The organism is Bradyrhizobium cosmicum (assembly GCF_032290525.1).
Classification (GTDB): Bacteria; Pseudomonadota; Alphaproteobacteria; order Rhizobiales; family Xanthobacteraceae; genus Bradyrhizobium; species Bradyrhizobium cosmicum_A.
Map to the genome: position 1 here is coordinate 252175 of NZ_JASXTA010000005.1, position 23556 is coordinate 275730.

General features: G+C 63.7%; 21 protein-coding genes. 10 read left to right on the forward strand and 11 right to left on the reverse strand.

Annotated elements, in window-relative coordinates; genetic code table 11:
• The first annotated feature begins 40 nt into the window (after positions 1–40).
• From QSV46_RS11880 to QSV46_RS11890, 3 genes are all read left to right on the forward strand, one after another.
• Positions 41–574, forward strand: coding sequence for a helix-turn-helix domain-containing protein (locus tag QSV46_RS11880; protein ID WP_314950538.1), 534 nt, complete (start codon positions 41–43; stop codon positions 572–574).
• 336 nt (positions 575–910) lie between these two features.
• Positions 911–1591 carry a cell envelope biogenesis protein TolA gene (locus tag QSV46_RS11885; RefSeq protein WP_314950540.1) on the forward strand — a complete coding sequence of 227 codons (681 nt, stop codon included), beginning with the start codon at positions 911–913 and terminating at the stop codon, positions 1589–1591.
• A 208-nt stretch (positions 1592–1799) separates the two neighbouring features.
• Entirely contained in the window at positions 1800–2078 is a 279-nt protein-coding gene (locus QSV46_RS11890) for a hypothetical protein (protein WP_314950543.1), read from the forward strand.
• 116 nt (positions 2079–2194) lie between these two features.
• Here the strand turns inward: QSV46_RS11890 and QSV46_RS11895 are convergent, their stop codons facing one another.
• Positions 2195–2983 (reverse strand): transglycosylase SLT domain-containing protein, encoded by a 789-nt coding sequence (locus QSV46_RS11895; protein ID WP_314950957.1) that lies wholly within the window; start codon positions 2981–2983, stop codon positions 2195–2197.
• A 216-nt stretch (positions 2984–3199) separates the two neighbouring features.
• Between QSV46_RS11895 and QSV46_RS11900 the strand changes: the two genes are divergently transcribed.
• Together QSV46_RS11900 and QSV46_RS11905 are read left to right on the forward strand one after the other, a co-directional pair.
• Positions 3200–3670, forward strand: coding sequence for an SMI1/KNR4 family protein (locus tag QSV46_RS11900; protein ID WP_314950545.1), 471 nt, complete (start codon positions 3200–3202; stop codon positions 3668–3670).
• 149 nt (positions 3671–3819) lie between these two features.
• Entirely contained in the window at positions 3820–4137 is a 318-nt protein-coding gene (locus QSV46_RS11905; protein WP_314950548.1) for a hypothetical protein, read from the forward strand.
• Between the two features lie 143 nt (positions 4138–4280).
• Here QSV46_RS11905 and QSV46_RS11910 read toward each other — a convergent pair whose 3' ends face one another.
• Complete coding sequence (locus tag QSV46_RS11910) at positions 4281–5027, reverse strand: DUF1236 domain-containing protein (RefSeq protein ID WP_314950551.1); 747 nt, start codon at positions 5025–5027, stop codon at positions 4281–4283.
• A gap of 392 nt (positions 5028–5419) precedes the next feature.
• Here QSV46_RS11910 and QSV46_RS11915 point away from each other — a divergent pair, with 392 nt between their 5' ends.
• From QSV46_RS11915 to QSV46_RS11925, 3 genes are all read left to right on the forward strand, one after another.
• Positions 5420–5617: a hypothetical protein gene (locus QSV46_RS11915; protein ID WP_314950553.1), complete on the forward strand. Its 198-nt coding sequence runs from the start codon at positions 5420–5422 to the stop codon at positions 5615–5617.
• Entirely contained in the window at positions 5614–5919 is a 306-nt protein-coding gene (locus QSV46_RS11920; protein ID WP_314950555.1) for a GlsB/YeaQ/YmgE family stress response membrane protein, read from the forward strand. The genes QSV46_RS11915 and QSV46_RS11920 overlap by 4 nt, the downstream gene beginning before the upstream one ends.
• 82 nt (positions 5920–6001) lie before the next feature.
• On the forward strand, positions 6002–6220 hold the full coding sequence (locus QSV46_RS11925) for a hypothetical protein (protein ID WP_314950557.1): 219 nt from the start codon (positions 6002–6004) through the stop codon (positions 6218–6220).
• Between the two features lie 92 nt (positions 6221–6312).
• Here QSV46_RS11925 and QSV46_RS11930 read toward each other — a convergent pair whose 3' ends face one another.
• Positions 6313–7095, reverse strand: a complete 783-nt coding sequence (locus QSV46_RS11930) for a methyltransferase domain-containing protein (RefSeq protein WP_314950560.1) — start codon at positions 7093–7095, stop codon at positions 6313–6315.
• A 106-nt stretch (positions 7096–7201) separates the two neighbouring features.
• On the opposite strand from QSV46_RS11930, the gene QSV46_RS11935 reads away from it, so the two are divergent.
• Entirely contained in the window at positions 7202–7468 is a 267-nt protein-coding gene (locus QSV46_RS11935) for a DUF2312 domain-containing protein (protein WP_314950562.1), read from the forward strand.
• Between the two features lie 149 nt (positions 7469–7617).
• On the opposite strand, the gene QSV46_RS11940 is transcribed toward QSV46_RS11935, so the two are convergent.
• The 5 genes from QSV46_RS11940 to QSV46_RS11960 all read right to left on the reverse strand — a co-directional run bounded on the left by QSV46_RS11940 (position 7618) and on the right by QSV46_RS11960 (position 15521).
• On the reverse strand, positions 7618–8130 hold the full coding sequence (locus QSV46_RS11940) for a ParB N-terminal domain-containing protein (RefSeq protein ID WP_314950564.1): 513 nt from the start codon (positions 8128–8130) through the stop codon (positions 7618–7620).
• Positions 8131–8291: 161 nt separating this feature from the next.
• On the reverse strand, positions 8292–9308 hold the full coding sequence (locus QSV46_RS11945) for a hypothetical protein (protein WP_314950566.1): 1017 nt from the start codon (positions 9306–9308) through the stop codon (positions 8292–8294).
• 745 nt (positions 9309–10053) lie between these two features.
• Positions 10054–10575 (reverse strand): hypothetical protein, encoded by a 522-nt coding sequence (locus QSV46_RS11950; protein ID WP_314950569.1) that lies wholly within the window; start codon positions 10573–10575, stop codon positions 10054–10056.
• Positions 10572–11672, reverse strand: a complete 1101-nt coding sequence (locus tag QSV46_RS11955; RefSeq protein ID WP_314950571.1) for an SMODS domain-containing nucleotidyltransferase — start codon at positions 11670–11672, stop codon at positions 10572–10574. The genes QSV46_RS11950 and QSV46_RS11955 overlap by 4 nt, the downstream gene beginning before the upstream one ends.
• Positions 11673–11756: 84 nt before the next feature.
• Positions 11757–15521: a vitamin B12-dependent ribonucleotide reductase gene (locus QSV46_RS11960; protein ID WP_314950572.1), complete on the reverse strand. Its 3765-nt coding sequence runs from the start codon at positions 15519–15521 to the stop codon at positions 11757–11759.
• A 762-nt stretch (positions 15522–16283) separates the two neighbouring features.
• Between QSV46_RS11960 and QSV46_RS11965 the strand changes: the two genes are divergently transcribed.
• Positions 16284–17180: a DMT family transporter gene (locus tag QSV46_RS11965; protein WP_314950574.1), complete on the forward strand. Its 897-nt coding sequence runs from the start codon at positions 16284–16286 to the stop codon at positions 17178–17180.
• On the opposite strand, the gene QSV46_RS11970 is transcribed toward QSV46_RS11965, so the two are convergent.
• The 3 genes from QSV46_RS11970 to QSV46_RS11980 form a co-directional block, all read right to left on the reverse strand.
• The gene (locus QSV46_RS11970; protein WP_314950577.1) at positions 17181–19433 is read right to left on the reverse strand and encodes a CHASE3 domain-containing protein; all 2253 of its coding nucleotides are present in this window, start codon (positions 19431–19433) and stop codon (positions 17181–17183) included.
• A complete protein-coding gene (locus tag QSV46_RS11975; protein ID WP_314950580.1) occupies positions 19430–19843 on the reverse strand; it encodes a response regulator in 414 nt (137 codons plus the stop codon). Before QSV46_RS11975 ends, QSV46_RS11970 begins: the two co-directional genes overlap by 4 nt.
• Positions 19844–20332: 489 nt before the next feature.
• Entirely contained in the window at positions 20333–23173 is a 2841-nt protein-coding gene (locus tag QSV46_RS11980; RefSeq protein WP_314950583.1) for an autotransporter domain-containing protein, read from the reverse strand.
• Between the last annotated feature and the right edge of the window lie 383 nt (positions 23174–23556).

A 23556-nucleotide genomic window follows, 5' to 3' on the forward strand; every position in this document is an offset into this window, starting at 1 on the left:
TCCGCGGTATCCATGTCCTGACATCAGGGAACATACGGCCATGAGCGATCATCGCGCAGCGACCAGGCATCACACCCAAAGGACCGGTATCGTCGCGTTCGACAATGGCAGCGGCAGCACCATCAGCGTGCCCTGCACGATCCGCGATGTCTCGGCCAGCGGCGCCCGGCTGCAGCTCAACAGCTCGGCCTGGATCCCGGAGCGGTTTGCGGTGATCTTCGCGAGCGGCCTGCGCAAGGATTGCCGGCTGGCCTGGCGCAAGGAAAGGCTGATCGGCGGGGCGTTCGCCGACGGCTATGCGAGCGCGGACGAGCAGGCCGCGATGATGACCGCGGACGAGCAGTCGCGGCACCGGCTCGGGATCGGCGCGCGCGTCAGGGCGGCGCGCGAAATGCGCGGCTACACCGAGGCCCAGCTCGCCGAGCGCCTCGGCGTCACGCCCGCCTTCGTGGCGCAGGCCGAGCAAGGCGAGGCGGACATTCCGCTCTACCAGCTCATGCACATCGCCGATCTCCTGATGGTCGGCCTCGACGGTCTGGTGGCCGGACCGGTGCCGGAGGACGTCGACGCGTAACTATTCGTAGCCCGGATGGAGCGAAGCGAAATCCGGGGTGTTGCCCCAAGCTACGCCGGCCCCGGATTACGCTTCGCTCCATCCGGGCTACACCGCTCCGCGCCTCGAAACAAAATGTGCGAAAACAACCCCATGCACAGTAGGAAACATGAGGGATTTCAGAGTTCTGTAACTCCGAATATTTGAGCCTGCGGCCGGCGGGAGCATTCCGCGCCGCGCTTCCGTCGACTTCGGCGATACCGAATCAAATTTGACTCGTCGGGCAAAACAGGGGCATGATGGCATGGTGGCGCGGCTCGCGACCTGGGCCTGTGCGTCGCCAGTCCGCGGGGCGAGATGCCGAGAAAACTGCAAGCAAAACCGAAAAGCAAACCGAACAGAAAACTGAAGACCTACCAGACCTCGCTCGGCTTCTACGACCAGGCGATCGCCGCACCGTCGATGAAGGCGGCGCTGGAGGCCTGGGGCGCCAGCTCCAACCTGTTCCACCAGGGCGCCGCCAAGGAAACCGACGACCCCGACATCGTCGCCGCGACCATGGCAAGCCCGGGCGTCGTGCTCAGGCGCCCGGTCGGATCGGACGGGCCGTTCACCGAGCACGCCGCGCTGCCGACCGATCTCGCCGCGGAGGACGAAGCCAGGCCTAAATCCAGGTCAAAAGCCAAGAGCAAGATCAAGTCCAGGAAGCCTGCGGCCAGGAGCGCAGGAAAGCCGTCCCGCAAGATCGACGACCGACAAGCGCGCAAGGCCGCGGCTGCGTTCGAGCGAGAAGAGCGGCGTCGGGACGCCGAACGCCGCAAGGAGGAGGCTGCCCGCGCCAGGGAGCGCGCGCGCCGGGACAAGGCCGTCGCTGCAGCGCAGGCCGCGCTGGACAAGGCGAGACGCGAGCACGAAGCGCGGGCGGAGCAGATCGAGGCCGAGCGGGCCGCGCTCGAGGAGCGCGCCGAGGCGGAGCAGGGCCGGTGGGACAAGCAGAGGATCAAGCTGGAGGAGGCGGTGCGGCGCGCGCGGGAGTAGGCAGGATGAGGCAAGCGACTTGTCCGCCATAGCTCGAAGAGCGAAGGAAGCGAAACCGATCCGCGCTGGTGATGCAATGATGGGTTTCGCAAGGGCTCTACCCATCCTACGGCCTCCCGCCCCGACAGCGATCATGCAAGCCGGTCGCGCGAAATTGGCTTGCCTTGCCTTGCGTCCTTTTGCACTCTCCTGGCAAGGAGGCCAACGCATGAAGACAAAGACCATCATTTGCGCGCTCGGAACGGCGCTGGTGCTGTGCACCCAGGGGATATCAGGTGCCGAAGCCCGGACGCGGAAGGCCATCGTTCGTGAACCGCAGCCGAGGCTTGTGATCACGGCGCCCGTGCTCAGGCCGACGCCGTGGGATTACAATATCGTTCCACGCTATCGTTATCGCCCCGAGGACGACCGCGTCGATCCCTACGGCCCGCCGCTGGTGCCGTCGTATGTCCGCTATGAGGGCTGGCGGTGGCCGTATTGGTGGTGAAGTCCACCGGCGGACGCGGAATAGACCTGTAGGATGGGTAGAGCGAAGCGAAACCCATCCCGCATTGCCTCTGCGGAAACATGATGGGTTTCGCAAGTGCTCTACCCATCCTACGGCTAGTCATTGTCACCAGCCAGCCGCACAAACTGCCGCTTCATCGCGTTGACCCTGGCGACATAGCCCGCGACGAGGTGATCGCCGCAGCGCTCGTCGGCGATCATCTGAAACTTGCGGCGCGCATAGGCCGTGGCGGGACCTGCGCCGCAGAGATGGATGAAGGCGGCCAGATCCTGCTTTTGCTGGGCGCTCGCCTTCACATCGCCTGCACGAGCAAGAACGTCAGCCACATTGCGGTCCAGATACACCGATGCCAGCTCGATGGCGTGGCGCGGGATCGCGCGAACATAGAAGCTCGTGAACCCGCAACCGGTCTCCGTGACCGCGTTGCCGCGGACACAGAACCGCGCGGCGTCGGCGTAGGCGCCGTCGAGCATCTGAAAGAGGCCGACGGCGCTGGAGGCGGGCCGGTAGATCGCGAGCGGATTAAAGCTCCATCGCCACCGCCAGTAGGTGCGCGCCACCGGATTGCCTGAACTCTCGACCTGCGCAAGTGCTGCCAGCAATTCGGGCGTGATCGTCGCCGTGGAGTAGGTGCGGAAGAGGGGGCCGTACTGCCGCCAGGTCTCTAATGGATACTTGTCGAGGGAATTGCCGACGAGGACGAACAGCTCGGTCGGCTTGCGGATGATTTGATAGGCGATATTCAGCAGCGCGAAGGCCGCAAGCAACACCGCCACCGTGCTGGCGATGCGGACCAATCGTGGTGCGCGAGCGAAGGTCTTTCGTGCCCACCGAGCGGCCCGCCGGGCGCTGCGAAGGCGGAGAGGTTTCCGTTTTCTTGGCATGGGTCTTGTGGGAAGCCGGCAGGATTGATCCGTTGCGAAACCCGTCACATCGAGATGCTGGTCGGTAGGGCCTGGTGCGTTTCAGCGCCGTCCGCCGGACAATCGTACATGACACCACCATCAAGACATGAAGACCATGCAGCTGACACGTAGCATACGCGGGGAGCTCGCCCACAGGGGCGGCTTGATGATCCACGGAATTGGAAGTTTAGGCCCATGAACTATCTGGATCTCATGGACGACCGACGGCCACCGGCGCCTTCCGCCGCCATCCGTGCGCTGGAGCAGCATATCGGCGCGCCGCTGCCCGCGCCCTACAAGGCGCTGCTGGCGCAATCCGACGGCGGCGGTTTCGAGCGTTGCGGCGTCGAGCTGCCCTGGCGCAACGACCGCACCGTTCTCGACGTGCTGTTCACGACCGATCCGACCGACAGCTACGGCGTCATCGACAATTACGATGTGTATCGGAGCATGAATCGAATCCCCCGGCTGAGCTGCCCCTTCGCGCCCGATCCCGGCGGCGACCTGTTTCTGCTGAGTCTGGAGGCGGACAGCTACGGCAAGGTCTTCTACTGGGAGCACGAGCGCGAGCCGATGAACGGTGGCGACATGTTCGCCGATTTCCCGAACACAAACGAGCTCGCGCCCGATCTTGAAAGCTTCATTCTCGGCCTGGGAGAGGCGTGAACGCATACACGGGTGGTCGAGCATGTGACGGGGGGAAGCCGGGATTCACTGTCGCCGAGTCGTGGCCTCTCCAGCGATCTTTTTCGGAGAGGGGAACCAAGCGGCGAACGGGCCGTTGCATCCACGACACATACCCTCCGGAGAACATCATGAAAAATATTGCAATCTCTTTCGCCGTAGCCGCAAGCGCGCTGCTCGCGACTGCCGCTAACGCTGCGCCTCTCATTGCCGATCGATCCATCAGCTCGGACAGCAACATTCAGAACGTTCGCATGGTCTGCAACGAAGACGGCCGTTGCTGGCGCGAGCGCGGCCAACGACAGGTTATCGTTCGCGAGTCCTATGGCTACGCGCCTCGCGAGCGCTACATCGAGCGCCGCGGCTACAACAGCGGCTACGAGGAACGTGGCGGCATCGGCTTCCGTGCTCCCGGCGTGAGCGTTGGGATCGGCACCGACCGCTACTGAGACAAACAACCACAGATTTCCGAAGGCCGCGGCGAAATCCGCGGCCTTCGTGCGTTCAGGCCTGGCGTTTATGCCAGTCGCGTCGGGCCGAACGAGAAAGGGCGGCCGTGAGGCCGCCCTTTCGGTTTGCGCGATCCGTCGGCTTAGCCCTCGATGATATAGACGATCTCGTGGGTGTGCGGACGAAGGATGACGTACCTGCCGTGCACCAGGATGAACTCGTATCCGCGCCACTCCGGATAGATTTCGACGATGCGGCTCGGGAGCGCATGATAGCGGACGCCTGCCGGGACGATGGTGCCGACCGAGATGTTGAAGTTCACGTTGGTGACTTCCTCGACCTTCTCCTGCTTGATGGCCGAAGTGATCTGGGTCCGCTTTTCGGCGGGAGGTGCCGCGACCGCCGTGGTAGCAGCATTGCCGGTCGTCTTGCCCTCGGGCGCCGAAGGCTTGCTCTCGGCGGTCGGGGTTTTCATGTCCTTCGATGTGGTGGCCGAATCGGGCGCCTTCATCGTCCCATCCGCCTTCATCTCGCCGGTCTTCTTGCTGTCGGCGGTTGGCTTCGTCACGTCCTTCGAAGTGGTCGCCGGGGCCATTGTTTCCGTGGTCTTCGCCTTGCCATCGGCCTTGACGTCGCCCGAGTGCTTTGCGTCAGGCGCGCCCTGTGCGTGCTGCGGCGTTGCTTGTGCCGGCGAGCCGTGGGGTGCCGCGGTGGGAGCTCCCTTTGCCGGAGGCGCATTCATCGGCGCCGCGGTTTCGGCTTTCGGCGAAACGGCAGCGGGGGACTCCGAACCCTTTGCTCCGTTCTGGTTGACGCCTTGCGCCATCGCAACACCGGTCGCAGCAAGCAAGGCCGCAACGGCGACAGAAGCCATCAAAGTATGTCTCATCTGATCTTTTCCAATTCATTTGAATATGATGCCGACGAACGTCAGCCATGGGGAGTGAACGGCCTCAACCGGCTGTAGTTCCGTTTCTATTTCTGGTTTAATGGCGATTAATGCCTCGATATTCGAAAAGTCTGCAAAATGCAGGAGAATCGGCGCCAATCGGGGTCTATTTCCTCGGACTCACCTGGAAGCGACTGGCCGGATTCAAATATAAGTTGTGGTCAGGGGAACCCTCGGTCGTTGCAGCTGTTGTGTCAGTGATCCCCGAGCGTAGCGGATCGAACTTCCGAGCTTCCCCTGTACCCCAGCAGCGTCATTACAGACACCGGTGCGAGAGCCGGTCGGCTCGGCGCGAAGCCTGAATCTTCCGTGCGTACCAACCGGAAATCGTCATGAACAGCCCCGATGTTCGCAATGCCATTCAGATCGACCACGGCTCCAGCCTGGCGATCTGCGAGGAAATAGCGGACCGCCTGCGGACCAGGCTTCGGGGCGAGCACGACCCATTACCGCAACATCTGACGACCCTCGTCGACCAGCTTGCGCGGATCAGCAGACATTCGAACCAAGCGATTGAGGTCACAAAATGAACATGTCGAGCGAAAGCCTTTTGGTCATCCTGTTTGTAGGTCTGGTCGCCGGCTGGCTCGCGGGCCAGATCGTCCGCGGGACCGGCTTTGGGATTGTCGGTGACATCATCATCGGAATCCTGGGCGCCTTCGTCGGCAGCTGGCTGTTGCCGCAGCTCGGCGTGCATCTCGGCAGCGGCATGATCAGCGCGATCGTCAACGCGACCATAGGCGCGGTCCTGCTGCTCCTCGTCGTCCGGCTGCTCCGCGGTGGCGGCGGATGGGGCAGCAGCTGGCGCGGCAGCTGGGGCCGGCGCTGGTGACCCATGCTCACGCAGCAGCATCAGGCGCTGGTGAGACGCGGGCGACGAGGACACCCGTGGCTACCGCCGGATCGGTGCAGCCATGCTAGACTTTTCCAATGCATCGTTTTCGCCTGAAACGATCGGCATCATGAAAGCTGCGCTGGATACGGCGGTTGCGTCACTGCCAGGCCCGGTCAGCTCCGCGCATATCCAGGCCATCGCGGAAACCATCCTGCGCACCGCGAAGGAGGGCGAGCGAGACCCCATGATCCTGCAGCGCATGGCGCTGATGGAGCTTCAGATCTCGACGCGGTGTTGATGCTGGAGTTGCGGTGACGGTGCAACGATCCAATCGATGGGCCAGTGCACTGGCACCGAAACCCATAGGTCTTTCGCGATCAACTCACATCTTCAGCCCGGCTTGCGTCCGCTGATCGCGTGCGCGCGGGCGCTGCAGGTGATGCGGCCGTCGGTGTCAGCGGCGAGATGCGCCCCGACACGCTGCATGAGCTCGCCGACGTCGGCCGCCGGCATCGCGGCGATGACAGGCGCGGTGGAAGGAGCCTTCGTCTCCACGTTCCAGAACTCGTCGAAATCGGCAAACGTCCGCTGCACGGTGATCTCGCGGGTCTGGATCTGCTGCAGCCCGGCCGCGCGCCAAAACCCATGAAGCGCCGCGAGGCTGGATGCTTCCATATGCGGCGGACGCGTTGGCGACAGCCCCATCGCGTGCATCTCGTTGATGATCGGATCGAGCGGAAAGCCGCCCCCCAACATGTCCCACATGTAGGATGCGACGAGGCCGCCGGGACGAACCACCCGCGCCAGCTCCGCGACACTCTTCGATGCATCCGGTACGAACACGAGAACCAGCGCCGTCACCGCGGCATCGAAACTTGCCATTGGAAACGGCAGCGCCATCGCGTCGCCCGTTTGAAACACGGCGCCGCGCGCGCCGGGACGCGTGCGGGCAAAGGCGAGCTGTCCCTCGGACGGATCGATGCCGTGCACGGCGCCAGGGGCGCAGCGTGCAACGATGAGCTCGGTGAAGGCGCCGCTGCCGCAGCCGACATCGATCCAGCGCAGCCCAGGTGCCGGCTTGAGCCAGTCGAGAAAGACCTCGCCGACCGAACGGCTCCAGACTCCCATCACCTGCTCATAGGCGGCACCGTCATCGAAGCGAAGCTCGGGCATGGAACGGCTCCCTCGGCGTTGCAACGGGCACTGCGCGGCGGCGAGGTTAACACATTGGTCATTTCTTTGCGGTCATTTTCACGACCTCAATCAGCAAAGAGGCACCATGTCCGACATCACCATTCCCGGCGGCAAAATCCGTTCCTTCGTCGAGCGGGTCGAGAATCTCGACACCGAAATGCAGGAGTTGAGCGAGCAGAAGAAGGAAGTGTTCACGGAGGCCAAGGGCGAGGGTTTTGACGTGAAGATCCTCAAGGAGATCATCAAGCTGCGCAAGGAAGACAAGAACGAGCGCGACGAGCGCGAAGGCCTGCTCGATCTTTACCTGCGCGCGATGGAGACGGCATCGCCGGAGCAGGCGAAAGCGGCGTGAGACGATTGGGTTGATCGGCGAAGAGAGATAGTCGCGATCTGCGGATTGCGGCTATCGCTCTGGCGCGAGGAGACGGGCGGATATATCGTGATGGTTTCGCGCACCGTCACCGCAATTCGATCTGTGATCTCAAGACCTGCAGCCGGCCATCAATAGCGGCCGCCACTGCCCTTTTGTTGCGTGATCCAGTCCGACAATGTTTTCGGTGTCAATTTCGCAGTCCGGCCGGGCGATGCCTTCGGATTGTCGCGGCCCGTCGTCGAGCGGGTGCGCGGCGCTTCCGTTGCGTGGACGCCCCTGAAGGCAGCCATCGATGCCTCCGCGGCTTCCTTCTCCAGGCGCAACTGTTTCAACCGCGCCATCTTGATGCGCTCTGCCTCGACTTCGGGTCGCTCGGACAGCAGCGATTTGGGTTGAGCAAGCTCGGCCGGGACCAGGACGCCGAGAATGGTCGTCTCGCCGAGCGCCTTGCAGGCTTCGAGCCGATGCAGTCCCTCGACCAGAACGAGGCGGTCTCCGTCGAGCCGAACGGAAATGGGGGCCTGTTGTCCGATGTCCAGAATGCTTTCCGCGATCTCCCCGACGATCTCGGGCTTGATGGCTTTCTTCATTTTCGTGGGAACGAAAATCTTCTCGATCGGGAAGCTCTCCGCTGTGGGCATAACTTGACTCCGCGTCTACCAGGCCCGTCGGAACCCATGCCGGTGGAGGTGGGAGTTTAGAAGGGAAGGGTGGGACCGCAAAGGCAATTCGGCGGCAGGCTGTTGATGAGCATCTGGAACAGACCTGCGATTGCGGCGGACACGATTAGGGTGACAGCGGCTCACCAATCCGGATCGCCGTAAGGGTCCATCATATAGGGCGGAGGCATCCAGGGTCCTCGCGGCGGCGGCCTGGGCCGCCGGGGTGCGGTCGCTTGCACGTGCGGCCGCGCTGGCGCAGCCGTGTCGTTGCTCGTCGTGCTCCGCACGACGGGTTTCGCGGATGCAGACGCGGATGGAGCCGTCTGTTGCGTTTGCAGCGCCTGGACCTGTGCGGCGAGGCGAGCATTGTCCGCCGCATCCTTCTCCTGTGCCGCCTTGAGCTTTTGAATGGCGTCAGCCTGCTCGCGCAGCGTCTGCTCGTTGCGGCTCTTCAGTTGCTCGAGTTTTGCGTTGATGCTCGCAAGCTCGTTGGTGATGGTCTTGAGCGATTGCGCAAGATCAGACGATGACGGGGCGGGCGTCGTGGCGGCTGGTCTTGGAGCGTCAGGTCTTGGAGCCTCAAACCCTGGAACGCTTTCCGTTTCCTTGCCGGGCGGCGGCGCAGGTACGGGCGTTGGCCCATCCGCAGCAGCCAGCAGCACGGCCGGCGGCTGCGCAGGAGGTTCGACCGCGGACGCCTGCGGGGGTTGGTTTGCTGCCGGCGGAGCCCATCGCGCCATGATCGACTTGGTGATCGACCTGGCCTCATCACGATATTGCGTAGCGAAGGCGGCACCGAGAATGCCGATCGCCAGCACGAGGCCAACCAAAGTGCGCAGCATGGGCCGACCTTGCTTCAGGCCTTGATCGCGAACCTTGCTATCCGGTGCCGGAGCCTTGCCCCTGGGAGCCGCGGCCGCCTCCGGACCGGCGCTTGCTTGCGAGATCCGCGGGCCTTCGTTGCCGCGTTCCATTCCGGAAACCAGCCGGTCCAGCCGCGCAAGGTCTTCCTCTGCGCTCTTGATCTGGTCATAGGCCCGTGCGAGCCCGCCTTCGGCGCGCACCGCGTCCGCCTTGGGGGCAGCAGGCTCTTCGGCATCAGGCTTTTCAGTATCAGGTTTGGGGTCGTTCGCTTCAGGCACTGATGCGCTTTCCATCCAGTCGGGCGTCACTGGGAGTGCGGCTGTCCAATCGCTGGGACGATAGGCCTCGCCACTGTCCAACACAACGCGCGAGCGAAGGAGAAAATATGGCGGTCGCGGAGGTGGAGCGTGGGCGTTGCCGAACCGGCATGCGTCGCGAGCGCCAGGTACATGACCGAAATCGGTGTGGCTCCCGCTGATCCCTATGTAGGTCAGCGTGACAGTTTCACTGTCTCGTCGTGAACCCGGCAGCCAGATCGCAACGGCCCGCATTGTTCTAAATCAACAAACCCGCTCCTTGGCGAATTACGCTGACGCACCGTTCCAATCCAGGAAGGAGAGTGGACATGTCGCGCCGAACCATCGTTTCACTTGCCGCATCCGCCATCATTGGCATTGCCTGCCTCGTGACTGTTTCGACCGACGCCTCCGCGTATCGGAGAGGCGTCGGGGTTGGTCGGGTTGGTGTTCATCACGGCGGTGTCTATCGCGGTGGCGTCTATCGTGGTGCAGCCGTACGCCGTGGAGTTGCCGTGGGCGTCGGAGCGGCTGCGGTTGGTGCGGCAGCCTACGGGGCCTACGGAGGCTATCGCCGTTGCGGCTACGAACCTTATCCCCCTTGCTACTAGCCAGCCTCGTAGCCTGTCTTGGCGCAGCGGCCACCGAGTAACCGGTCGAGCCGGGCTTGGCGGCCGTCTGTCCGAGGCGCAACCATCACCGCGATTGCGGTGGTCCAGTTAAGTGTCACCGTAATCCAATCCTACGGGGTACCGCTACGATGATTCTGGTCAGGTTCATAATAGCCGGCTTGCCACTGCCTGCGCGCAAGCAGAAAGCAGACGTGCGGCGGGGTTAATGGACGCGCTCTTGCTTTCTCTAGCTTTGTTAGAAGAAAGTTGAACGCGGATTCGAACTCATCGAATGGCTTGAGTGATGAATATTCCGATATCAAACGAAAGCGGTCACGCAAATTGGTAAACTCGCCTGCCATGCTCGTGTACTGCTTAATCGACGCGTCGAGTTTGGCGGCTTGAAATGTCGGAGGTATCAGCACCGCTAGGAAAGCGCAGACCGCCGCCATGGCCGGCATCGACTCACCGACGATGTTCCACGTAGCAACGGCACCTAACATGACAGGAGAAAACAATGAGAAAAGTTTGATCCAACGCAGAAACCGCAGCCAAATGGTGAAAGTCAAAGCCGTGTAGCCGCAATTCTGGAACTGATTAAGGCACTCTGCTTTGAGAGCGGTGGTTCTGACATCGGGGCCTTGCACGTTCACAGAACACCCTCGGGGATTGTCGTCCCGAAGAGTCTCCGCCAGTCCTCGCCGGCGAGCCACTGATAGTTCTCGCGCTCGTTCAGGCATGCGTTGACGGCGTTGCGGTACGCCATCTGCGCCCGGCTTAGCCAATCAGAGCCGATCTGGACAATCTCGCCGCCGGGCATCACCACATATCCGTTCGCGTTCGCGATCAGGTAAGCGAAGAAATCACGCACCATCCAGTCATAGAAAAAAACACCTTGTTGATGGAATTGCCATGTCAACAGGAAGTCCTGAGCGAGTCTCTCGATTACGAAGGACTTCATCGGCACGGAGCAATTGTCCTGCCAGCATTTAAGCATACGGATCAGAGCGCGCGTGTTGCCATTCCATGCGCGATCGGATGCATCCAAGGCTGCAGATTCCTCTAGTGCGGTTGATATCGTATAGCGACCGTCTCCTTTCGAGTCGCAAACAATAACGCTGCCGTCGGTACAACGGAATCCGACTGCAACCTCGACGGTAACCGCATCGAACGGTACGATCACGACCTGACGATCGGCGCGCATGAGCGTGCGCGGGTTGGTCGCCAGTAGGGCCTCCTTGACTTCTTGCAGCAGCTGGGATTGTCGATTACCCGATCGTTGCTGAAAGCGATGGTATACGTGATCGGGAAGAAGGAACAACGCATCTACGTCGCGGGGCGGTGCAATCTGTGTGCTCTTGCCCCATGAGCCGATGACGATGCCGTTTAATGTATCGGAGCTATGATCATAGTAGCGCCGGTTTAGACTTGCGATAACGTTAGTGTATTTTTTTAGGCCCGCGTCTCGATGCTTCTCCGAAACCGCGAGATTGGAGAGAAATCTAGTGAAGCGGGGTATGACATAATACCAGTTGTACGGCAGAGTTGGCAGCGGTGGCTGATTGTGACCGAAGAGCGCGCTAACTCCGAAAAGACCGAGATCCTGTGCTGCTCCACCAGTTGTTGTTGCCTCCAAAATGGTAGGTGATGCTAAGAGGTTCGCAAGGTTGTTGCCGAAAGCAGTACGGGGAGGAGGCGGGCTGTATCCCTCGAATAGCGCTGCTAGACTGTTTTTTGGGGCTGATGTCATGGAGCCTCAATAGCTTGGGTTGAAAGAAAGGCCGCTCGTTGGAGCGGCCTTCCCATTTCATCTCTTCGATGATGATTTACCCCCTCACGAACACCCCGTCGTGCTGCCGCAAGTATCGCACTTCATGCAGGTCCCATTCCGCACCAGCGTGAAGTTGCCGCACTCGCTGCACATCTCGCCCTCATAGCCCTTGGCTTTCGCTTCCGCGCGGCGCTCGGCCTTGCTGGGCACTGCGGTCTGCGCGGTGCCGGCCTTGCTCCACTGCAGCTGCTCCAGCTTCTCGGTGGGCGAGAGGTCGTGGGCCACTTCCTGCTTGAGCGCGACCGCGCCTTCCAGGACGTCGCCGGCACGGCCTGCGCCGTGCCCGGCGAGGGCAGTGACCTTGGAGCCGCCGGTCGGGGCGCTGTCATTGCCTTGCGAGACCGCGGTGGAGCCGCCGCGCATCACGAACAGATTGTCGGTGCGGGAGCGGGTGAGGCCGCGCGAGACCAGTCGGGTCGCCTGGTGGTTCGGCTCCTCCGGCTCCTTGCCTTCCTCGACGCCCTTGCCGAGCGCGTCGAAGTTCGACTCGGTCGGATCGACATGGGCGAGATCGAAGCGCGACATGTAGCTCACCGCGAGCTCGCGGAAGACGTAGTCGAGGATCGAGGTTGCATACTTGATGCTGTCGTTGCCCTGCACGGGACCCGCCGGCTCGAAGCGGGTGAAGGTGAAGGCGTCGACATATTCCTCGAGCGGCACGCCGTATTGCAGACCGAGCGAGACCGCGATCGCAAAATTGTTGATGAAGGAGCGGAGCGCGGCGCCTTCCTTGTGCATGTCGATGAAGATCTCGCCGAGACGGCCGTCGTCATACTCGCCGGTGCGCAAGTAGACCTTGTGGCCGCCGACGACCGCCTTCTGGGTGTAGCCCTTGCGGCGATCCGGCATCTTCTCGCGCTCGCGCATCACGATGATGCGCTCGACCAGCTTCTCGACGATCTTTTCCGAGACGTGCGCGGCACGCGCCGCCATCGGCTTCTCGTAGAGAGCCTCGACCGCATCGTCCTCGTCCTCATCGTCGGCGATGAGCTGCGAGTTGAGCGGCTGGCTGAGCTTGGAGCCGTCGCGATAGAGCGCGTTGGCCTTCAGCGCCAGCTTCCACGACAGCATGTAGGCGGACTTGCAGTCCTCCACGGTCGCGTCGTTCGGCATGTTGATGGTCTTGGAGATCGCACCCGAGATGAAGGGCTGCGCCGCCGACATCATGCGGATGTGGCTCTCGACCGACAGATAGCGCTTGCCGATCTTGCCGCAGGGGTTGGCGCAGTCGAACACCGGATAGTGCTCGGCCTTGAGGTGCGGGGCACCTTCCACCGTCATCGCGCCGCAGATGTGGACGTTGGCCGCCTCGATCTCGCGCTTGGTGAAGCCCACGGCCTGGAGCAGGTCGAAGCCGGGGGCCGCGATCGCCTCGGCACCGATGCCGAGCTGGTCGCGGATGAAGTCTTCGCCAAAGGTCCACTTGTTGAAGGCGAACTTGATGTCGAAGGCAGTCGGCAGCGCCTTCTCGACCTTGGCGATGGCTTCGTCCGTGAAGCCCTTGGCCTTCAGCGTCGAGGCGTTGATGCCGGGCGCGTTGGAGAGCGAGCCGTGGCCGACGGCGTAGGCCTCGATCTCAGCGATCTCGCTCTCGCGATAGCCGAGCGCGCGCAGCGCCGCGGGGACCGCGCGGTTGATGATCTTGAAGTAGCCGCCGCCGGCGAGCTTCTTGAACTTCACCAGCGCGAAATCAGGCTCGATGCCGGTGGTGTCGCAATCCATCACGAGGCCGATCGTGCCGGTCGGCGCGATCACCGTGGTCTGGGCGTTGCGATAGCCGTGCTTCTCGCCGAGCTCGAGCGCGGCCTCCCAGGCGGCCTGGGCGTGGCTGACCAGGTCAGCTTGCGGGCAGGAGACCAGGTCCATCGGCACGGGGTTGACGCTGAGCGCCTCGTAGCCGTTGGACTGGCCATGGGCGGCGCGGCGGTGGTTGCGGATCACGCGCAGCATGTGCGCGGCGTTCTTCTTGTAGCCGGGGAAGGTGCCGAGCTCGGCCGCCATCTCCGCCGAGGTCTTGTAGGTGATGCCGGTCATGATCGCGGTCAGTGCGCCGGCGATCGCGCGGCCTTCCTTGGAGTCATAGGGAAGACCCATGGTCATCAAGAGGCCGCCGATATTGGCGTAGCCGAGGCCGAGCGTGCGGAACTCGTAGGAGAGCTCGGCGATCGCCTTCGACGGGAACTGCGCCATCATCACCGAGATTTCGAGCACGATGGTCCAGAGCCGGCAGAGATGCTCATAGCCCTCGACGTCGAAGCGCTTGGAGGGGATGTCGTAGAACGTCAGCAGGTTCGCCGAGGCGAGGTTGCACGCCGTGTCGTCCAGGAACATGTATTCCGAGCACGGATTGGAGGCGCGAATGTCGCCGGACGCCTTGCAGGTGTGCCAGTCGTTCATGGTGGTGTTGAAGTGCAGGCCGGGGTCGGCCGACGCCCAGGCGGCGTAGCCGATTTTTTCCCAGAGGTCGCGCGCCTTCAGCGTCTTGGTGACCTTCTTGGTGGTGCGGCCCACCAGATTCCAGTCGCCGTCGGTCTCCACCGCGCGCAGGAAATCGTCCCGCAGCGAGACCGAGTTGTTGGAGTTCTGGCCGGAGACGGTGAGGTAGGCTTCGCTATCCCAGTCGGTGTCGTAGACGTCGAACTGGATGTCCTTGTAGCCCTGCTTGGCGAACTGGATGACGCGCTTGATGTAATTGTCGGGCACGAGGCTGCGGCGGGCGAGCTTGATCTCGCGGCGCAGGGCAGGGTTCTTCTCGGGGTCGAAGCAATCGTCGCCCGAGCCTTCGCAGTTGACGCAGGCCTTCAGCACCGCCTTGAGGTGCTTCTGGTTGATCTTGGATCCGGTGACGAGCGCCGCGACCTTCTGCTCCTCCTTCACCTTCCAGTCGATATAGGTCTCGATATCGGGATGATCGGCGTCGACCACGACCATCTTGGCGGCGCGGCGGGTGGTGCCGCCCGACTTGATCGCGCCCGCGGCGCGGTCGCCGATCTTGAGGAAGCTCATCAGGCCGGACGAGCGGCCGCCGCCGGAGAGTTTTTCACCTTCGCCGCGCAGGCGGGAGAAGTTGGAGCCGGTGCCGGAGCCGTATTTGAACAGGCGGGCTTCGCGGACCCAGAGGTCCATGATGCCGCCCTCGTTGACGAGGTCGTCACCGACGCCCTGGATGAAGCAGGCGTGCGGCTGCGGATGCTCGTAGGCCGACTTGGACTTGGTCAGCTTGCCGGTGAAGGGGTCGACGTAATAATGGCCCTGGCCGGGGCCGTCGATGCCATAGGCCCAGTGCAGGCCGGTGTTGAACCATTGCGGCGAGTTCGGCGCGACCATCTGCATGGTCAGCATGTAGCGGAGCTCGTCGTAGAAGGTCTGGGCGTCCTCATCGGAGGTGAAGTAGCCGCCCTTCCAGCCCCAATAGGTCCAGCAGCCGGCGAGGCGGTCGAACACCTGCTTTGCCGAGAGCTCGCTGACATAGCGCTCCTTCTCGGGCAGAAGGCTAAGCGCCTCGGTGTCGGGCACGGAGCGCCACAGGAAGGAGGGGACGGATTCCTCCTCGACCTTCTTCAGGCGCGCGGCGACGCCCGCCTTGCGGAAATACTTCTGGGCGAGCACGTCGGAGGCGACCTGCGACCACTCGGTCGGGACCTCGACGTTCTCGAGCTTGAACACGACCGAGCCGTCGGGATTCCTGATCTCCGACGTGGTCAGGCGGAAATCGATTCCCGCGTAAGGTGACTGTCCCGCAGTGGTGTGGCGCCGCTCAATCCGCATGGTCTTGCCCCGTCCTTTTATGTACCGGACCGCCTCCGCTGGGCGCCCGGGTCGCTATTTCGGTTCGCGAGTCCTAAGGACCTCATCGGCCCAAAGGCTTCGCAGTTCAGGCCGGTGGATCCGGCTCAGTTTCTCCCGGAGATGTCAGGTGCGCGCACCTTTCATCCGCCGGCACGTCCAGACCCATCCGCCCCCAAGGGGATGGGCCCGACATGCGTTCAACGCCCCACACCATCACAACGTCTACCGATGCCATCCGAGCCTGTTGCCGGCCCGTTCTGGCGCCCCGAAAAGTCCGCGATCCGCGGGCAGACAAGCCCTCATCCCGCTGCCTTCGTCTGGCTTGGCGGAGTGCAGTTTTGCGAGACCCTTTGGGGGAGTGCCGGCGGGACGCAAACTCACTCGCGCCGAACGGTTCGAAAGCTAGGACTCTCCGTTGCGCCCGTCAAGAACTAGTGCGAGTTCCTGAATCAAATACTAAATATGGTGGATTGCGGGGGATAACAGGGGCAAGCGCCGAGCCTGTTGTGGAGCCAAGTATCAGTGAGTCCTCAGGGATTCCCAACCGAAAAAATTTGTCTGCCGTGACGGTACGGAGCCTTCCACCCGCTCTTCACAGGGCAGGTATATTTTTAGGCAACGGGCTTGCCTCGGCGGGACTCACGTAGCGGTACGGAAGGTGAGGGCAGGCATGCCCGCCGGGGTGGTGGTCCGGGAGCCGAATCCGGGCCAAGCTGACCTCGATTTCTGCCGGATACCCACATGCTTGATTCGACCCGCCGGGATGCGCGAGCGCGCATCGCCCCGGCCGGCCTGATGTTCCTCGCGATCACCTCGATCGGCTGGGGCTTCAATTGGCCGGTGACGAAATTCCTGCTCGCCGAACTGCCGCCGCTGACCCTGCGCGGGGTCACCGGCGTGCTCGGGGCTATCCTGCTCGCGGCGCTCGCGGTGATGCGACGGCAGAGCCTGAAGGTGGATCCGGCGATCTGGCCGCGCCTGATCACCGCCGCCACGCTCAACGTCACCGGCTGGATGGTGCTGATGGGCCTGGCGCTGCTCTGGCTTCCCGCGAGCGAGGCGGCGCTGATCGCCTACACCATGCCGGTCTGGGCCTCGATCATCGCCTGGCCGGTGCTGGGCGAGCGGCCGACCTTGCTGCGCACGCTCGGGCTGGTGATGGCCTTCATCGGGCTCGGCTCGATCATGGGCGGCAACGGCTTTGCCGCGAGCGTCGAGAAGCTGCCGGGCATCGTCATGGCGCTGGGCGGCGCGCTCGGCTTTGCCGTCGGCACCGTGTTCTCGAAAAAGTATCCGATCCACCTGCCGCCGCTCACGGCCGCAGCCTGGCAGATCGGGATCGGCTGCCTGCCCATCTCGATCATCGGCCTCCTGGTCGAGACCACGCATCTGTCGCTGGTGACGCCGCTCGGCTGGTGGCTGCTGCTCTATTCGACCGTAGTGCAGTTCTGCATCGCCTATGTCAGCTGGTTCGCGGCGCTTTCGCGCCTGCCGGCGTCAGTGGCGGCGATCGGCACGATGGCGGTGCCGGTCATCGGCGTCGTCGCCTCCGCGCTGGCCTTGGGTGAGCCGCTGGGACCGGGCCAGATCGCCGCGCTGATCTTCACGCTGGCGGCGGTGGTGCTGGCGACGCGATAGCTAGCTTACCGCTACCCCGCCCAGCGCCTTCCGGATCATCTCGGCGAGCTGGTTGCGGCGGTAGGGTTTTGTCAGCAGCATCACGCCGTCGTCGAGCTTGCCGTGGTGGACGATGGCATTGTCGGTGTAGCCGGAGGTGTAGAGCACCTTCACGCCCGGCCGGAGCCTGGCCACCTCGTCGGCGAGCTCGCGGCCGCTCATGCCGCCGGGAATGACGACGTCGGTGAACAGCAGGTCGAAGGCCTGGCCGGCCGCGATCAATTGCAGCGCGGCGCGGCTGTCGGCGGCGGCAACCGTCTTGTAGCCGAGGCTCTGCAGCTGCGCGGTGACAAAGTTGCGCACCAGCGTGTCGTCCTCGACCACGAAAATGGTCTCGGCGCCGCCTTCGGCCTGCGGCGCCGCGGGGACGGCCGCCTCGATCACGCCTTCGCCCGGCGGCAGATAGAGCTTGATCGTGGTGCCGTGGCCTTGCTCGCTGTAGATCTTGATATGGCCGCCGGACTGCTTGACGAAGCCGTAGACCATGGAGAGACCGAGGCCGCTTCCCTTGCCGACCTCCTTGGTGGTGAAGAACGGCTCGAACGCCTTCTGCTGGATGTCGGTGGACATGCCGGTGCCGGTGTCGCTGACCGCGAGCATGACGTAAGGGCCGGCCCGCACTTCCGCATGGGCCTGCGCATAGGCTTCGTCCAGCACCACGCGATGGGTCTCGAGCAGCAGCTTGCCGCCGTTCGGCATGGCGTCGCGGGCGTTGATCGCCATGTTGAGCACGGCGTTGGTGAGCCGGGACGGATCGATATGCGCCGTCATCGGTCCCTGTTCGAGCACGGTCTCGATCTGGATCTGCTCGCCGAGGGTGGGGCGCAGCAGCTTTGCGATGTCAGCGATCGCACCGTTGATCTCGACGTTGCGCGGCTGCAGCGGCTGCCTTCGCGCAAAGGCGAGCAGGTGCTGGATCAGCTCGGCGCAGCGCTCGGCGGCATCGTCGATCAGGCGCGCTGCGCGCTGCAGCTCGGGCTGGCCCTTCAGGCTCTCCACCAGCGTCTCGGTATTGCCCGAGATCACGGTCAGCATGTTGTTGAAGTCGTGCGCGACGCCGCCGGTCAGCTTGCCGATCGCATCCAGCTTCTGCGACTGGTGCAGCTGCCGCTCGGTCTCGCGCGAGGTCGTCGCGTCGTGATAGACCAGCACCGCGCCGGAGATGTCGCCTTGCGCATCGCGCATCGGCCGGCCGCTGACCATGAGATGGCGGGGAGAGTTGCCGCCGTGCGGCCGCACGATCATCTCCAGCTGTTCGAACGGCTCGCCGCGCAGCACACGCACGGAGGGCAGCCCGTCGGCCTCGAGCGGCGTGACGCCGTCGCCGTGATAGACGTCGGACAGCGCGCGCAGATTGCCCAGGTTCATGCCGGCCCGGTGCAGCAGCATGCGCTCCGCGGCCGGATTGGACAGCAGGACATTGCCCTTCGCGTCGATCACCAGCACCGCCTCGGCCATGCTGTGGAACGTGCTCTGGAGCACGTTGACCGACAGGCGCAGCTCGTCATGGGCGGCGACCAGATGCTCGGTCCGCTCGGCCACCGCCGCCTCGAGTTGCTGATTGGCCGCCGTGGTCTCCAGCAGCGTGCTCTTCAGCGCGCCGGTGGTGCGCTGGCTCTCGCGCATCACCATCACCACCAGCAGCAGGATCACCAGCGCGCCGGCGACGTCGATCCCGAGCAGCACGATGCCGGTGCGGCGCGAATCCTGGGAGCGCACGGTGAGCAGGTGCTCTTCCTCGGCGCTCAAACGGTCGAGATTGCCCATCACAGCGTCCATGAGGCCGCGGCCCTCGGCCTTGCTCTGGACCGCGGCAATGCCGGCCTGGTCGTTCTCGGCGCGCAGGCGCATCACATGGGCGGCGATCTCGATCCGTCGCAGCGCCAGCGCCTCGGTCCCCTCCAGCAGCGCGACCTGATCGGGATTGTCGCGCACGACCCGCTTGAGGTCGGCGAGCGCCGGCGCGATCTGGGCACGCATCGCCTGGAACTCGTCGCTGAAGCCGGGGCTGCGATAGAGTTCGTAGCCGCGCGCGGCGCTCTCGGCGCGACGCATCAGCACGCGCAGGTCGGAGATCTTCTTCTGCACCTGGACGGTCTGATTGACCCAGGCGGCATCCGACCGCGACTTGACGTCGAGACCGATCGAGGCGGCGGTGATGAGCAGGAGGATGGCAAGTCCAGCACCGAGAATGACGCGCTGCGTTGGAATCAAGGTGCTTCTTTCTTGTCCTTCGGCCGTGCCGCCTCGCCGAGGCATTCCCGAATCGTGGTCAGCAGCGCGTCAGGCGTGAACGGCTTGCGCAGGCAGCGTGTCGCGCCGAGCTCCAGCGCCATGCGGAGGAAATCGGGGGAGGGCGAGGCCGATGAGGCGAAGGCATAGCCGGACATCGCGATCAGCGGGATCGCCGGCGCGCGCTCGTGAAAGATGCGAATGGATTCGAAGCCGCGCATATGCGGCATGAAGATGTCGACCAGCATCACGTCAAACGTCTGCGCCTCGAGCGCAGCCAGCCCCGTTTCTCCGCCGTCAGCCATCGTGACATCGAAGCCCTGACGTTGGAGGAGGACCTCGATGGTCGCGCCGACCATCGGATCGTCATCTACCACGAGGATACGCGGCATGACATTTCCCAGCAATCGAAGTCCCCACAGTCATTGGTGATACAGGTGAATCGCGCGTCGGGTCAATTTGGGATTGGATCAGCATAGATATGCACGGCGCGGTGCATAGAGCGGCGCGGGTTCCCGACTGTGTGGGAAGGCGCCGTCTGGCGTTCGGCGCCCGGTCGCCTCGGCAGGTCATGCGGACGGGGAATTGCTCGACTTTTCATAAAGTCGAGACAATCAACCGACCAGGAAACGCTGCTCGCCCTTTGAGAATCCCGTGCTGAGCAATTCAGCCGTCGGCGGGACGGTTTGGCGGAAACATCGCAAACAGGCGCAACAGCTCGACCAGGCGCCGCGCCGGACGAATGCGCGCTCAACCCAAATGTAATCCAGGCAGGTGACAGTTCGTGCTCAAATTTGCATCGCTTGGAGTTCAGACAAGCTTCGGTTCCGCGAGCGCGCCAGACCGTCAGGCGACAAGCATAGTAACTTGCGATGTCGTCATCACCAGGAGTAACGCACCACGCCCTTGCCGGCGTAGCTGCGAACCGTCTCGGCGAATTCGCCTTCGAACGTGGCGGCAGCGGACCAGCCGTTCACCCACCGCAGTTCGGCGGAAGCCGTCGTCAGGGCGGAATCGTGCGGCTGGGCCGCGCCGTTGACGACGAAGCTCGCGCCCGGCAGTGCCTGGAACGTCGCACCGATCGAGCGGTCGGCGTTGAAATCATGCGCCCATGCGAGCCGGCCGCGCAGAGTCAGAATGGCATTGTCCAGGGCATAGGCTTTGTCGCTGCGCAGGCCAAGCTCACTCCGAGTGTCGGTGACGCTCTTCGCGCCATAAGCAAGTGCAAATGCCGGCGTGCCCACCAGGGCCGATTCCGCGTAAGCCGGCAGATCCAGGGTGGTGAACTGGCCTGCGGCGTATGGGGTAAGGCCGAGGCCGCCCAACCACGGTGTCGCGAAGCGGTATCCGCCTTCGATGCGGCCCGAATAGGCATTGGCATTGAACGCGGCATGCAAGCGGTCGGCGCCGGCGATCGTCACGATCCGATCGGTGGTGATGTCCTGAAAGCCGTAGGCAAGCGCAGCCGAAACGTAGGCGGGACCGGATTTATGCCGAACGAACGCGCCGGCCTGGAACAGGTCGGATCGGCCGTGGCCGCTCTTGTCGATCGAGAAGCTGGTGCCACCGCCAGCAAGTGCAAAGCCCGCAACTGTGTCTGGCGAAAAGCGATAGTCGGCGCCGACCGCGACGCCGGCAAGGCTGCTCGTCGTATTGTTGCTGCCGAGCGCCGTGTTTCCGTCGGTCGTCTGCGAGCCGCCAAAGCCGGCCGCCCAGACGCTCCAGCGGGGATCGTAGGTTCGCGCGATTGGAGCTTTCGCGAACATGAGGGCATAGGCGTCGCGTTCCGGCCGGGACGCCCTGCGCCTGTCATCGGCGCCGGCAAAGGATGATGTGCCGGACGGCGTCGCGCTCTCGCCGCGTCCGGCGATGAAGGGGTCGGTCAGGACGCCCATGAACTGGTTCATCGCGTTGAAGGTCGCCTGCTGGCTGCCGGTGGCGGTCTCGCCCGCGGCCTGGGTCAGGCCGGCCGGGCTCAGGGCCGCGTAGATGCTGGAAATGCCGCCGTTCGCGTTGAAGGCATTGGTCAGCGCGCTGCCGACGTTCTGCTGATTGGTGTTGAGGCCGCCGGGGATCGCGAAGTGCAGGACGAGATCGAGATAGACGTCGTTGGCGTCGTAGCTCAGGCTCGTGCTGAAGTTGGGCGACAAATTGGTGTTGAGCGCGCCGAAGCTGCCGTTGAGGCCGCCCGCGGCGCTGAGGATCGTGTATTGCCGGCTGACGTAGCTTCCCGGTGCGAAAGCTGCCTGTACGGTCGCGCCGCCGAGCGTCGCCGTGCCCGCAACGTTGGTGCGGTCGGCGGACGAGGGCGAAAGTTCGATCAGGTAGGTCGAGGCCGCCGTGAACGAGAGGCTGCCCGTCACGTTCAGCGTTCCGATCGATTGGCCTGGCGCGAGCGTGCCGCCGTTCACGGCGACATTGCCGACCGTGCCGGTTCCGCCAAGCACAGCGCTGGAATTGACGGTGACGCCGCTCGCCGACGCTATATCGCCGCTGACCAGCAGCGTGCCGCCGTCGATCTGGACCGGGCCGGCAAAGGTGCTGGTGCCGGTGAGGGTCCAGACCGACGAGTTGGCTTTGGTAAACGTCCCAAAACCGCGATATTTTCCGGCCGGACTGAGCTGTGAAATGTCGAAGGTCGCCGCGCCGCTGCCACCGAGCTCGAACGTGTCGTTGCCCGTCCCGATCGCCGCTCCCGAGATGCTCGATCCCGGTGCGATCGTCAGCTTGTTGCCGGTGCCTTCGAACAGGATCGCGCCGATGGCACCTATGTTGCCGTCAGGCACCGTGGCGCTAATGCTGCCTGCATTGTAGACCGTCACGCCGGCGGCGCCCGGGTTCGCATGGATGCCGTAAAGGAGGCCGCTGACGGACCCGTAGTTGTAGATCGCACTGCCGGCCCCGACGGCGATGGCTGCCTGGCCGCGGCTGGTGACGATGCCACCAGAAAAGTTGTTGATGATCGAATTGGCGCCGACGCCGATGGCAGCCTGTACGCCCAGGCCCACGCCGGAGATCGTCCCGTAATTATTGACGAGGCCGGTCTGGTTGATCGTTACACCGTAAGACCTTCCCGTGATGGTGCCTCCGGCATAGTTTGTGATCGTGCCGGCAAGAAAAGCCGCCGCTCCACCGTAATTCGTCCCCGTGATAGCCCCGTAATTGTCGAGGACCAGCTCGAAGCCGGACACGCCGTACGAGGTGCCGGTGATCGTCCCCCTCGCGTTGTTGGTAATGGTGGTCAGCGCGTGTCCATCGATCCCGTAGTCGTTCCCAAGAATGGTTCCCGAATTCGTCACCGCGAGCGCGTTGCTGCCGCCCGTCGAGATGCCGGACTGGTCACCTGTAATCGTGGCCCCCGCCTTGTTGATCACCGTTCCCTGTCCGAGATAGATGCCTCGCGCGTTGGCTGCCGTGCCGCTCACCGTAGCTCCGCTTTCGACCGTGACAGTCGCGGTCTCTGCAGCGGTGCCGTAGCCGTTGGCGCCGGCACTCGTGCCCGGAGCGCCGCCGCCCTGGTTGATCGTCGTTCCGGTGCAGGTTGCGATGAGGTTCGGTTGGCCGGCCGCCTGCGGTGTGCAATCGGCGCGTGCCGATTGGCTCGCCAGCAGCGTTGCCGAGATCGTCAGGAGGCCTGCGATGTATCGCGCGAGGATGCGGCAGCGTGGCGTAGCGCAAAGGCCCCCGCCGGAATTGAAGATATCTCGGCACGACTTTGGCATTGTTCTTTCCAGTCTTCTTCCAGGCACGGGCCGCCACCTCGATTCACGTCGGCGCAAGCCGTTGGCCACGTGGATAAAGAATGGTGCGCTTCGTCGCGTCGCCCACCTGGGTGAGACGGTTCTACTTCCGCGGCGACCGTGGCGCGCAAAGCACACAGGCCGCACGAAACTGCCGCGCCGTGAGCGTGGGCTGCGAAGAAGATGCGGGGCTTGCCGGAGATCTCGCTCGCAGATGGATGCGTTTCGGAAGTAACGGTGCCGGTCGAATTATTGCCTGCCTGGCAGGCACGGAGCTGATGTTGTGGGCAGCGAGAGATCGTGAAGCCGGGAGAGGTGAAAATGAAGGCTGGAGAACGGATGCGCCGTCACCCGGTCGGGTGAGG